This is a genomic window from Mesorhizobium sp. RCC_202 (assembly GCF_041355295.1).
GTDB lineage: Bacteria > Pseudomonadota > Alphaproteobacteria > Rhizobiales > Rhizobiaceae > Mesorhizobium.
Map to the genome: position 1 here is coordinate 302,195 of NZ_JBFUPO010000002.1, position 12,515 is coordinate 314,709.

General features: G+C 55.4%; 14 protein-coding genes. 4 read left to right on the forward strand and 10 right to left on the reverse strand.

All coding sequences use genetic code 11. The features are described from left to right. Positions 1–119 precede the first annotated feature (119 nt). From AB6802_RS05685 to AB6802_RS05695, 3 genes are read left to right on the forward strand one after another with little or no spacing between them, the layout of a single operon-like run. Positions 120–653, forward strand: a complete 534-nt coding sequence (locus AB6802_RS05685) for a MarR family winged helix-turn-helix transcriptional regulator (RefSeq protein ID WP_371009038.1) — start codon at positions 120–122, stop codon at positions 651–653. Then, positions 640–1,359, forward strand: a complete 720-nt coding sequence (locus AB6802_RS05690) for a response regulator (RefSeq protein WP_371009039.1) — start codon at positions 640–642, stop codon at positions 1,357–1,359. Before AB6802_RS05685 ends, AB6802_RS05690 begins: the two co-directional genes overlap by 14 nt. A 29-nt stretch (positions 1,360–1,388) precedes the next feature. Next, positions 1,389–1,613 carry a hypothetical protein gene (locus tag AB6802_RS05695; RefSeq protein WP_371009040.1) on the forward strand — a complete coding sequence of 75 codons (225 nt, stop codon included), beginning with the start codon at positions 1,389–1,391 and terminating at the stop codon, positions 1,611–1,613. 108 nt (positions 1,614–1,721) lie between these two features. On the opposite strand, the gene AB6802_RS05700 is transcribed toward AB6802_RS05695, so the two are convergent. The 4 genes from AB6802_RS05700 to AB6802_RS05715 form a co-directional block, all read right to left on the reverse strand. Then, positions 1,722–2,573, reverse strand: coding sequence for a glycosyltransferase family 25 protein (locus AB6802_RS05700; RefSeq protein ID WP_371009041.1), 852 nt, complete (start codon positions 2,571–2,573; stop codon positions 1,722–1,724). Between the two features lie 61 nt (positions 2,574–2,634). Then, positions 2,635–3,234: a hypothetical protein gene (locus AB6802_RS05705; RefSeq protein ID WP_371009323.1), complete on the reverse strand. Its 600-nt coding sequence runs from the start codon at positions 3,232–3,234 to the stop codon at positions 2,635–2,637. Between the two features lie 154 nt (positions 3,235–3,388). After that, on the reverse strand, positions 3,389–4,213 hold the full coding sequence (locus tag AB6802_RS05710; protein ID WP_371009042.1) for a glycosyltransferase family 2 protein: 825 nt from the start codon (positions 4,211–4,213) through the stop codon (positions 3,389–3,391). Between the two features lie 219 nt (positions 4,214–4,432). Next, positions 4,433–5,566 (reverse strand): glycosyltransferase family 4 protein, encoded by a 1,134-nt coding sequence (locus tag AB6802_RS05715; RefSeq protein ID WP_371009043.1) that lies wholly within the window; start codon positions 5,564–5,566, stop codon positions 4,433–4,435. A gap of 221 nt (positions 5,567–5,787) precedes the next feature. Between AB6802_RS05715 and AB6802_RS05720 the strand changes: the two genes are divergently transcribed. Further along, positions 5,788–6,759 (forward strand): glycosyltransferase family 2 protein, encoded by a 972-nt coding sequence (locus tag AB6802_RS05720; RefSeq protein WP_371009044.1) that lies wholly within the window; start codon positions 5,788–5,790, stop codon positions 6,757–6,759. Between the two features lie 10 nt (positions 6,760–6,769). Here the strand turns inward: AB6802_RS05720 and AB6802_RS05725 are convergent, their stop codons facing one another. The 6 genes from AB6802_RS05725 to AB6802_RS05750 all read right to left on the reverse strand — a co-directional run bounded on the left by AB6802_RS05725 (position 6,770) and on the right by AB6802_RS05750 (position 12,454). Further along, entirely contained in the window at positions 6,770–7,462 is a 693-nt protein-coding gene (locus AB6802_RS05725) for a sulfotransferase (RefSeq protein ID WP_371009045.1), read from the reverse strand. Between the two features lie 27 nt (positions 7,463–7,489). Continuing rightward, positions 7,490–8,245, reverse strand: a complete 756-nt coding sequence (locus tag AB6802_RS05730; protein ID WP_371009046.1) for a sulfotransferase domain-containing protein — start codon at positions 8,243–8,245, stop codon at positions 7,490–7,492. A 105-nt stretch (positions 8,246–8,350) separates the two neighbouring features. Further along, a complete protein-coding gene (locus tag AB6802_RS05735; protein WP_371009047.1) occupies positions 8,351–9,529 on the reverse strand; it encodes a hypothetical protein in 1,179 nt (392 codons plus the stop codon). Further along, the gene (locus AB6802_RS05740) at positions 9,519–10,700 is read right to left on the reverse strand and encodes a hypothetical protein (protein WP_371009048.1); all 1,182 of its coding nucleotides are present in this window, start codon (positions 10,698–10,700) and stop codon (positions 9,519–9,521) included. Before AB6802_RS05740 ends, AB6802_RS05735 begins: the two co-directional genes overlap by 11 nt. Further along, positions 10,697–11,890: a hypothetical protein gene (locus tag AB6802_RS05745; RefSeq protein WP_371009049.1), complete on the reverse strand. Its 1,194-nt coding sequence runs from the start codon at positions 11,888–11,890 to the stop codon at positions 10,697–10,699. The genes AB6802_RS05740 and AB6802_RS05745 overlap by 4 nt, the downstream gene beginning before the upstream one ends. Before the next feature lie 39 nt (positions 11,891–11,929). Further along, the gene (locus AB6802_RS05750; protein WP_371009050.1) at positions 11,930–12,454 is read right to left on the reverse strand and encodes a class I SAM-dependent methyltransferase; all 525 of its coding nucleotides are present in this window, start codon (positions 12,452–12,454) and stop codon (positions 11,930–11,932) included. Positions 12,455–12,515: the final 61 nt, after the last annotated feature.

Sequence of the window (12,515 nt, forward strand, 5' to 3'; positions counted from 1 at the left end):
AAACGGCTCTCTCTTGCCTTTTCGTTCGCAATCCGCCGAAAAGCTTGTCAAAAATTATCATTGCCGGGAAACTACGTCAATAGTACTGACATAATTTCCCGTTTGGCATTGGAGACAAGATGACGGATCGAAGCCCGGCAGCCGGAAAACCGATAAAGACGGCGATCTCCGACGAAGACGGCATCGACTTTGCCATCATCGAATTGTTTTTCTTCGCTTATCGCGATTTCACGTCCGATCCCGATCAGATCCTCGCAGATTACGGCTTCGGCCGCGCTCATCACCGGGTGCTGCACTTCGTCAACCGCAGACCGGGGCTCACCGTTGCCGAGCTGCTCGATGTGCTGAAGATCACCAAGCAGAGCCTGGCGCGGGTGCTGAAGCAGTTGATCGACACCGACCATATCGTCCAGTTGCAAGGCCCGCGCGACCGCCGCCAGCGCGAACTCTACCCGACGGCCAAGGGCCGCGCGCTGGCGCTGGCGCTGGCGCGGCCACAGTCGCGCCGCATCCGTGCTGCATTGGAGGATGCCGGAGCCATGGAGCGCGCCACGATCGAACGATTCCTGGAAGCGATGGTCAATCCGGAACTAAGAGCGCAGATCGACATTGTGCCTGCGCAAACATCGGGGAAGAACCATGGAGACCATTGAGAAGGTCGATAACCCTGCCGCGCCCGATGACGACGCGCCGCATCTTTTGGTGGTCGACGACGACACACGCATCCGTAACCTTTTGAAGCAGTATCTGTCCGAAAACGGCTTTCGCGTCACGGTCGCCGGCAATTCCGGCGAAGCCAGGCGCAAGCTCGCCGGCCTCGATTTCGATCTTCTGGTGCTCGACGTCATGATGCCGGGCGAGACCGGTGTCGATCTTACAAAAGCGCTGCGGGCCGAGAAGAACGTGCCGATCCTGATGCTGACGGCGTTGTCGGAAACCGACAGCCGCATCACCGGGCTTGAAGCTGGCGCCGACGACTATTTGCCGAAACCTTTCGATCCGCGCGAGCTGATCTTGCGCATCAACAATATCCTGCGCCGCGGCGGTCCGTCGGCAACGCCGAAGGTCGAGCAGTTGGTGTTCGGCCCCTACACTTTTCAGATCGCCAAGCGCGAATTGAAGCGTGGCGGCGAGGCACTGAAGCTGACCGATCGCGAACAGGAAATCCTGGCGATCTTTGCCGCGCGCGCCGGAGAGACGATACCGCGCCACGAACTGGTCGGCGACGAATCCGACGTCGGCGAGCGCACCATCGACGTCCAGATCAACCGGCTGCGCCGCAAGATCGAGCGCGACCCGTCCAATCCTGTCTGGCTGCAGACGGTGCGCGGTATTGGCTATCGGCTCAGCGTTGAATAGCGGTTTCGCTTGCGGGCATTTTCAATAACTTGCAGCTCAAACTGTCAAACCAGATACCTTGGTTTGAAAGTTTTTGTTCCTGCTCCGTGCTCGGCGATGGAATTCATCGCCTCATGCGCCAGGCGGATCTGATCCACGGCCTCGGTGTAGCGAACAATCTCATCAAGCTTTTTGTCGCCGGTGATCGCTTTGATCTGGTGCGGCGTGCAGCCGGCTTGGGCAGCCGTCGGCTACACGCCTTACGCAAACCGTAGGGTGAAATCCCCTTGGCGCCGCTGACCAGATCCTCTCGCAACCCAGCTTCGCGAACTGGCGACCCATACCGATCCCCTGTCTCGCTGGAACAAACAGCAAAACTGCGCTCACTGTCCCGCCAGAGCGTCTTTCACCATAGCCTCATAACTAGCGCGGATGGAGGGCAATGGGGACACGCGGCGCAGTATCGCCTTATTCTTCAATTTATACTTCTTGACAGCAAGATTTGCTTGCCCAATAAGTCGATATACAAGTATTCCTGGGTTGCTTACCTTTCGAGTGAGGCTCATATCTCTGACAATGGTCGTCTCGCCCAGTCGAGGCAGGCTTTGCCCAAAAAGCCCTCGAATTTTATCCATGGGAGCCGCTAAGCCTGGATCTAACTGCAGTTGCACCACCCCCGGCGAATTCCAGATATAGATGTCGGCTATTGGCGCCCGGAATCCAACATCAGCGATAAGCCGACGGGCCGCTGCGGGTGTAATTAGATACGCGGCTGCACCGGTGGTCCCTAAAAGCATACTATAGACCTGGTATCCGCTCAGCCCTTCAAGCACCACCGGCTTTTGTGACAAATGCTTTGGGTTCTTGCGAGCTTCAAGATTGAGCGCGACCGAGCCTGTGATTTTCCCGGCCTGCCGAACAAACGCTAAAATTTCGGGAGCCAATACAACATCATCTTCAAAAACTACGGTGTTCAAACCGGTTCGGATTGCGTGTTGCCAACACGCCTGATGACTTAGGAGGCAGCCTACCTCAGACCGGCTTAGGGGACGCTCCCAGAGGTAGGCATGCTTCCGAAAGACTTCTTCTGATAGCAACGAGCCATCGACAGCCGGCACCCTCTGAAACTCAAGCCCTACCCGTCTGAACTGCTCAACCTGGAGCCGTAACCGCTCCGAAGACCGATCGAGATTAATCAGTAACGCGCGAGCCGCGGGTTCGTTGATGGAGTACATTTCGACCGCCACACCAAGACAGAGGCTGAGGACCCATTTTGGTCGCCAGATACTGCCACGATCAAGTTGCCCACTTGATCAGTTCAGATCGCCACTCATCAGCATAAGCACAATTTTCATACCCCGGCATAGCGGGTGTGCCGTCGGTGAAATGCACTATCGAAGGATCGACTGCAGGGTCGGAGTGTCCAACGAGCCAGTTCCACTCTGTCGAAAGCTCACCGATGTGCTCATCCTCAAGCCAGCAAAAACGATGCAAATCGCGCCCTGGGACCTTGTTTACCAATTCGATCGTAAGGCCTTTGTTCGCTGGATGGTCGCAGTTGAAGAGCATAACACTTGACCAGTTCTTGCGAGCGTATCGCAACTGAGCCTGGCCATCCATCTTCGTCGCCTCCAAGGGTCGATGATTGTGTTTCACCACCATCACGGCCTTAGTCGGATCCGCAACCTTGAACAGCTTCTGCAGATCGCGACGAACCAGCATGTCGCAATCCATGAACAGCGCCCAGCCGGAACCAGCCAGATGCGGAACGAGGAAGCGCGAACACGCGAATTCCGTAGCCATCGGCGCTTCCGAAATCTCGTCCCAAAGTCGACCATCCTTACGACTGGTCGGGCGGGTGTAAAGCCCCCTTTGCCGAAGATCGGCCAAGACCACTCCCCGTGCCGGTACGGGCGAAATTATGTGGCGCCTGATCGAATTTCGAGCGACTGCAAAAGCGTCGGCTTCGCGGGGATCAAATCCAATCCAAATGCTTTGTCTGCCTGTCATTAGCTAAAATCTCAAAGCCATACCCATATCCTAAATCTATCTATTTCAATTGGCGCTCTACAGAAATTCCAAAAAAAGTCTCTTTTTTTGAATATGATGCCCATTTCCAGTATGTATTACTTGCCGCATAACCAGCAACCAAAATCCCGGTTGGTCCGTCGAGAATCCCACGTCGTATTATATAGCAGTAAAAATAGGTCCAAATGGATCGCCGAAACGCTTTGATAGTTGAACATTTCATGCCGGAGCGGCGAATACTGGTTGCTGATATCGAAGAATACAAACGTATTTTCTTGTGAGCATCTTGCAAGTCAGTTATGCAATCATGTTCCATCGGCTGCGCAAGGCGGCCCATTTTTCCATTCAGGATAACTTTTTCATGGACGGGCACGTTCGAGAACCTAGCCGTCCCTCTTCGAAACAATCTCAAGACCAGATCCGGCGACCAGCTACCGTATCGGACTAGATGACCACAGAAGCGCGATCGCCGCGGAATTTCGAAGCCCACACAGTCTCCAGGGCTGGCAACGACGGCCTCGATCTCGGCAGCCAACGGCGGCTCCACCCATTCGTCCGCGTCAAGGGAAAAAATCCAGTCGCCAGTCGCAGCGTCAAGTGCGCGGTTTTTCTGCACGCCAAAACCCGGCCAATCTTTCGTCAGAATGACTCGCGCGCCCAATTTCAACGCAATTTCGCGAGTCCTGTCCGTGCTGCCATTGTCGACAACAATGATTTCGTCGGCGAAAGTTACCGACCGAAGACAACGCTCTATGCAGGTTTCCTCGTCGAGAGTGATGACAATCACCGAAATTTTCGACCTGCCTACATCGTTCGAGAAGGAGGAATGCCCCTCGCCAGCGTTCACACTAGACATCCGCCCCCGGATCCTTTGAATCAAAGCACAGGTTCCATAGCCCGTGCGAACTCTCACCCAACGTTCAACGAATATGAAGCGACCCTCATCCGCTTCAAGGCGATCTTTTTTAATATGGCCCTAAATTAGCATACTAGGCAAGCCTGCGACCGACGCGTTGGAAACTCATACCTTGGCGAAGCGACAAGCCCACCGGATTGGTGCGTGCTCCTAAGTGCCCGCCGTGGGTCGGATGAGTCGCTCATAGAGAGACAGGGTCTTGGCGATCATGGTTTGAAAGTCGTAGGGTTGCGCGGCCTCGCGTACCAGCATCGCAGATTGCGGGGCTTTCGAGTGCTGCAAGGCGCGCCGAAGGCTGAGGGAAAGTTGCTGGACGTCCGCGACATCGCACACCAGGGTATCGTCGAAGCTCTCGACAACTTCACGCGCGCCGCAGGCGGTGCTGACGACGGTCGGCAGGCCGCAAGCCATCGCTTCGATCACAACCGTTCCGAACGGGTCGTAGATCGACGGAAGCGCCGCGACGTCGGCTGCTCCGTACCAAGGCAGTACATCTTTTTGCGGACCCAGCATTTTCAGCCGCGCTCCGAGCCCGAGCCTGTCAGCGAGGTTCCTGAACCTTTCGGTGCGCGAATCGTGGCCGACGACCCATAATTCCGTGTCGGTCTCTAGATCGGCGACAGCTTTGATCAGGAAAGACAGACCCTTCCGTTCGAAGCCCGATCCCACGAAGAGAACGACAGGGCTGTCAGCCGGAACCTTCAGCTTTGCGCGGATTTGCGCTCGATGCTGGTCCCGCAACCCCAGCGTGAAGCGCTCGAGTGGAACCCCGTTTGCTATATGATGAATTCGTTCGCGGGGAAAATCGTAGTGGCGCACAATATCGTCGGATACCATCTTCGAAATGGCAATCACCGCCTTGAGCCTGCGGCTCTGATAAGTCCTTCGCTCCAGCCGCAGGTTCTCATGATGAAACATACTCAGGCCGAGCGCAATTTTACCGAGTAGCGGCTCGAAGCGTCTGCGTTCAGCGAGGTAGGCTGCATGGACGCCTTCCCCGGCTCGGAAGACGTCACAGCACGGCATTTTGTCGTTGCTCTGAACAAGAGCCGGGGCAGGATTCAATGCCTCGAGTTTGCGACAGACCTCACCGGCAAAAGATCGAGCCCGGAAAGCGCGGGGGACCTGGCGACCGCCGCAGCGAATGAGATCAATGCCATCTCGGACCGGCCAATCGGCTGCCATGATCGCAATCGGCATGCCTCGCGCAAGAAACTCGTTCGCTATCGCGTCGAGCATGATTTCGCCGCCGCCAAATTGCGAATATTGCCGGCGTACAAACAATATGGGGCCTCTGCCGCCTAGCCCATATGCCATCGTTTAACCCGAGAAAGTTCGCGGCCCAATTGCACCTCGACCCGATCAGCAATTGCCTCATCGGCTTTTCATAATCGCGCGGGTTGTTTAGCATTGCGACATAAGCAAGACAAAGATCGATCTGGCCTGGCAGTCCGACTTGGCCACTCATCGTTGGCACCGGGGGGTACGCTTTGGATAGAACTGGCATGCGAAGCGTTATCCGTCGCAGCATATCCGACACAGCACGCTATTGTCTCCGACGCTGCTTCGCCAAGCCCGTGGAAGTGGTCCCGGCCAAGCCGATCCGTGCGCTGACATCAAATGAAATCACCCTGATTGTTGTCGTTCGAAACGAAGCTGAGCGGCTGATGCCGTTTCTGCGCCACTACCGGGAGATTGGAATCACCCGATTTGCGATCGTGGATGACCGGTCCAGCGATGGCACGAGCGAGATGCTTGTCGACCAACCGGATGTCGACTTGTTCCACTCGTCAATAAGCTACGCGGAAGCCGATCTTGGAAACCTGTGGCGACAACGCATCGCGCAAATCTATGGTCAACCACGGTGGTATGTCACGGTGGATGCAGATGAGTTTCTCGTTTATCAGGGAATGGCTCGGCATCCGCTGCCGGCTCTTGTCGAATGGTTGAAAAACCGCAAATCGACTCGTCTGCTGGCGCCCATGATCGACATGTATCCGAGCGGCAACATTTGGGAAGCGAAATACGATCCTGCGGTCCCGCCCTGGCATGTGGCCAACCACTTTGACGCCGCAGCCAGCTACGAGGTGACAAAAAGCCCACGAGGCATCAAAATAACCGGCGGTCCAAGGACCAGGCTGTTTGAGCGGCAGCACAAATTAATGAAATTTCCGCTCATTCTTATTGATCGCTCTACCATTTTCACATCGATTCATTCGCCTCTGCCTTATTGGCGAAATTACACGGATGCGTTTGGTGCGTTACTCCATTTTAAATTCTTCTCCGACTTCGACAGCAAGGCACGGATCGCAATCGAAGAGGGTCAATACTGGAACGGAAGCGAGAAATACCGTAAGTACCACGCCATATCGAGTGGCAAAGCAGAACTTAGCGCGATGTCCGATCGCTCGGTTCTATACAGCGGCGTTGAAAGCCTCGCCGATACAAATTTGATCAGACCCATTGACTGGCGGTAAGTCGCTCAAACTATTCGTAACCAAATTCCTTCATCAGCAGAGCCCCGCGGCCCTGCTTCAGGCCTTGTAGATCCGTTTCGGCGATCTCGGAGCGCCACCGACCGCGCCCGTCATAAATGGGTTGACTGATTTGTCGGTTGCGGAGCGCGACATGCTCCTTCTGTTCGGCGCCGCTCGACTCGAACCAATTCTGGGGGCGCATGTGATAATCGAGGAGTTCGGGGCTGTAAGGCAACCCAAGAAATTTGCAAATCCGCTCGACAATTACCCCCGGATTTTCAACAAGGTCCTCATAGCGATAAATCAGGACATCTGGCTTGCCTCGTTGGGCAAGCACAAGGGAATTGTCACTGATCCACCGATCGAGGGCCTCTTTCCGATTTCCAAGACGCCTGCCGATTGAGGCCACCACGTCTCGGCCGTCCCGCACGGGAACCACGAAGCGCGCGCCTGGCACCATCCGACGGATGCGCTCGACGCGACGAATGTGCCGTGGCGTCTTTTCAAGCAAAAAGCTTTTGCCGGCACGTCTCGCCGCGGTTCTTATTTTCCAGTACCGAAACATTGCAAGCGGCGCCCATTTGAAAAATATATTGGTTTCTTCAAATGGTATATAGACCTGTGGGTGAGAGGCCAGAATTGCTGCGATAAGTGTCGTTCCGCTGTGGCCACAACCGCAGATAAAAGCCGCACGTTCTACCATTGTCTCGACGCGCCTTATGTATCGATATTATAAATTTTCGAATCTACGGTAGTTAATTCCCTTTTTTTGTAATGTTTCGTCTAATTTTTCCCAATAGCTAAATTTATCCAAAATCTTGTTGCAATATAATATATCGTCATTGGACAAATAATCCGCATAGCCGCCAATCTTTCCCTTTCTAACTTTAAAACTCTCTGGGTCAGTGACATCACTCGGCCTCAAAATCGTGCCATACCGCTCGCCTAGAACGCCCTGCTCTTCACTGGTTCGCATCTTTTGAAATGTTCTAGCCTCCACCACGTCCGCGATAGCGCTCGAGTCAAATTCTAAATTCCAGAACTCGAGAATCGACCGTAGCGACCCAGCCGTATCTCTATGAATATCTTCGTACTGGATACATCTTGCTGTTTCCAGGCGTGGCATTGCCGAAAACCAGTTCAAATTAAATCGTAATATTTTTTCAATGCCGTGGTTATCGCTTCTAATAAGATCGCTTATAGATCCCACAGGAATGTTGTGCCGCTTCTTAACTTGGAAATAGCCTGAGACCACGGTGTCACGTGGGTCACGAATTAAAAGCACGGTCCGTCTGCCACGGTACGGCGATTTATCCGCATTTAGCCTGTTTAGCGACTTCTGGCGGCCGTGATCAGTTCCATCGTGGCTGTATTGGACTGTCACGCCGAGGTCATCGAGCATTACCCGCAACCAAGTCCGACCTGATTTCGGGAAAGAAACCAGGAGCGGTCGCGTATCTTTCCGGAACAGCCGTGAAAAAAACATGAGGGTCCCCCTAAGAGAGCCTTGCGGCTCTGGATACTCTTCTATCTGGCATGCTGCGACCTAGGCCAGCAGCGCAAGTGCCCGGTCGCTTCACGGTAGCACGCATCAAACGCTTCCAGCTCGACACAAGCGCTCCAGGCTGCCTTCAGCCTCTTTCATCACCTGGTCCCAAGTCCTCTCCCGCTTTGAGACGAGTAGGGCGGAGGGATAGTAAGGCGTGCGGTCGCCCTCGACAGGCCATGAACGCTTGAATCCATCGCCCAAAATGAAGATCGACGGCATTCCGAGCGCACCCGCCAGATGTGCGCCTGTATTGCTGATGGTGACCACGGCATCCATTGCCGCAACCTGCGCCGCGAAAAGATCCATATCCACCAACTGATCGATGGAGCGATCGAGAAAAATACGCTCGGGGCGCCCATCCGTCAGCACCTTTAAGTCGCTCTCTATGTCACCATACTGCAGGGACACGAAGTTGAAGTCGGTACGACCCATCAGGCCGCTCCAAGCCGCAAGCGGAGGCAGATCCTTGCCGGGATTTGAGCTACTCCAGGCAACGCCAACCAACGGCCGATCGTCCTTGCGATAGCGTTGACGCAGTTGGGCTACCCGAGCAGTATCCGGCTTCAACGGCACGAAATGCTTTCGGATCACAGAGCCGTCAGTCTCAAAGAGAGCGGTCAGATGCTGAACGCCGGCGAAGATCTGCGCTTCAGCGTAGGCTGATGCCTTTCCGGCGCCCGCGGCCCTGACATCCGCCTCCGGAAATGTGCGTTGGAATAGAGGTATCAACCGGTGCTCTACAAGCACGATCACCCGGCTTGCGGCCGATAAAGCGCGGGCGATCGAACTGGAATGATGAATCGCCGTCGCTAGGCCTTGCTTCTCGGTTTCCATGAGATCAAGCACCAGGACCTGCCCTGAAATGTCTTGACCGAGCCACTCGTTATCCGCCCGACCTTGAACAATATGACGCCGGGCGATCTTAAGGTCGGCGGCAGCTCCATAAGCCCCCATCCGCATAAGTCCTTGGCCAAGCTCGTCGAGAAGGCGCACCTCTTTTCGCGCTTTAACGAGCGGGCCCAACGCCAGGGCTTTGGGCAATGCTGCGCGCCAGTCGCGATTCTCGACGCTTTGCCGATAGTCGGACATCTGCATGGCCAGATCGCCGTCGCGCAGGCGTAGAAGTATGTGCCGACGATGCCGCCGGAACCATACCTTGTAGCGGTAGCCAGCCAGCGCAGCCGCGTGACAAGCCTGGCGCCAGATCCGGCTATCGGCCATGATAGCCCGTCTCGATTTTCCGCTTTGCCAGATCCGCTGCATCTCGCATTGCGAACCTCCAAGGCCTGCCCCCCTTACGAACCAGTTGCACGTACGGATACGCATCGACGCTATCGCCGAAAGCAGGCCATGATAGGCGGAAACCGTCGTCGAGCAGAATGATCGTCGGTACGCCGAGTGCGCCAGCTAGATTTGCGCCCGTGTTGCTGATCGTAACCACTAAGTCGAGCGCCGCGATTTGCGCGGCAAAGCGATCCATATCGGAAAGTTGATCGACCGACGCGTCATGAATGACGCGGCCCGGGGCATAGCGCTCAAATTCCGCGATCGCCGCGCCGACCTCGCCATATTGCAGGCTGACGAGTTGGCCAGGCAGCAGTCCAAGCAGATCTTTCCAGTCTTCAAGAGCAGGAAGATCTTTCGCCTGGTTCAGGCTTCCCCAAGCGAAGCCTATCAGAGGCCCATGTCCTCGGGCCAGGTAACCTCTGCGCAACTCGGCTGCTAATTGCCGATCCGGCTGCAATGGAATGAAGGGAGAATGTTCGCACGGATCGTCTGGCCAGAAATGCACCGCGAGCGTCTCGAAACCGGCATACAGATCCGCTTGCAAAGTTTCCGGCTTTTCATCGCCTTCGATTCTGACATCGAGCGTGGGGTACGTTCTACGATAAAGGGATGCCAATCGCGGTTCGACAATGAGAACGCACCGCTCGCCTGCATTGACGGCTGGAGCCAGCAGCGAAGCAAACTGGAAAAAGATCGCCAGATCACCCGCGCGACGGTCAACGAGAAGCGTTTTGCCAGCAAGATCGCCACCGTCCCACTCAAGCTTGCCCGGCACACGCTTGCTTGCGGCTATCAATTGCCAAGTGCGGTTGCCACCATGAAGACGCCTTAGCGCACGCCCCGCCTTTTTCATCAATCCCGTATCGCCGATGCGTTCACCAAGGTCGCCAAGCAGCAGCGCATGGCCCTTTGCAGCCGCCCAATCCTGGCGCTCGATGCTTTCCTCCATCGACCGGAAGCACCGCTCCGCCTCCGCATCGGCAGGGCGCTCACGTCGCTTGAAAAGACGTCTGGCTCGATCAACGACCGCTCGAACACGCTTGATGGCAAGACTTTGCGGACGCAGGTCCGCTGCCTTTGCTTTTTCGAGGATGGAGCGGCTCATCTGTCACTGCTCCCGGCCGGTTCGCTATGGGAATGGGTGGACAGCAACCGCACCAAGATATGTTCGGCCTCGTCAAGCACCGATGACCACGCACGACCATTCTTTCGCAGCACGACGCCCCTTGGATACCATGGGGTATGGTCTGCATTGACCGGCCAAAACGTCTGAAAATTATCGTCGATTACAAAGATGGACGGCACGCCAAGCGCTCCGGCGAGGTGAGCAGTGGTATTGCTGATGGTTACAACCGCATCGAGCGCCGCGATCTGGGCAGCGAAGCGATCCATGTCGACCATCTGATCGACACTTTCATCATGAATAAGCTGGACTTGCCTGCCTTTGCGAAGACGCCGCAGCGCGCCCTGAATGGGGCCATATTGCAAGGACACGAATGCCGCGGGCATTCTTGCCATGAAATCTGCCCAATGGGAAAAACCCGGCACATCCTTGGTATGCGACTTACTTCCCCACGACAGGCCCACCAGCGGCTTGTCGGTCATAGCGCGGTAACGCTCTCGAAATGCCTCAACCATTGCAGGATCGGCTTGTAAAGGCACAAAACTGGCAGCCAACTCCTTCGCGTCGCGAGCGAACACCGATGCTAGATGCTCGAACGTCGCGAACTTCCGACCGGCGATTTTCTGCTCCGCCGAAACGATGACTGCATTCGGAAAGGTGCGTTGCATTAGCGTCACAAGGCGGGCCTCAACTCGTATTGTTGCAGACGAGGCGCGGCTGGCAGCATGGCCGGCAAGTCGTGCGTGGCGAATGACGCGACCAAGGCTACGCGGGTCATCCTCGACCAGGTCTATCAGCAGGCCCTCTCCATGAATTATCTCCCCCGACCAATCACTGTCATTTTCCCCCTTAAGCATACGCCGCGCAGCTAGGCGAAACCGGGCAGCACGGTTGAGGTCACCGAGCCGCTCGAAGGCCTGACCAGCCTTCTGCAAAGGCGTGGGATCCCCGGTTCGTTCTGCCAAAGTGGCTGTGTCCTCCAATACTGCCGAAAGGCCTTTCCAGTCGCGGTGTCTTATCAGTCTGGGAATATCGGCCCGCCGCTCGAAGACATCAGCCGAATATTTCGTCGGCCGCAACGTTCTTCGCAGCGTCTTGGTGACCGATCGAACTGTGAGCCCCAGGCTGCCGATGGCATATCTAATGTACGAACCATGATAAAAACTAGCCATTGGCCTTTTGGCCTCGACCACGTCGGTTGAACCGCGACATCAAGCTTTCTCGAAAGCGATAACATGACTGCCTTGGGGCGATAGATGACTGCCGCTTACGGAGAAGCCAAGACTGGAAAGCAAGTCGATCATTTCCCGGTCCTTTTGGGGAGGGACGCGAGTTACGATGGTTTGAGCGCGCGCAGCGATATCGGCGACCACTCGTCTAGCCCTGTCAGGCCCCAGATTATCTTGCATGTGATGGTAGACAGCCAGCAGCATCACGATATCATATCGAGGGTCCAGCATCCGGACCAACTTTAAGCTGCCTAAATTCAAGCAATCAAAACGGCTTGTAATTTTTGAGCCAAGAAAAATCATTCTAGCTGTGTCGATATGAGGCTTTAGCATATCTATCCCGTGAATTGAACTAGGATCAAGCTTGGATATCTCGTAAGCAACGATTCCCATGTTGCAGCCCACGTCTAGAACTGATTTTCCTGTGTACGTCACACCGACAGAAAACAACCCATCCAATCTATCGCTCCACGTGCCTTTGAAGCGTTTTTCTTTCTTTGGCCACATTGCAGCGCTTTCCACTTCATCAGAAACATTGAAACGATCTGCACTTGCTGAATGTCATTTC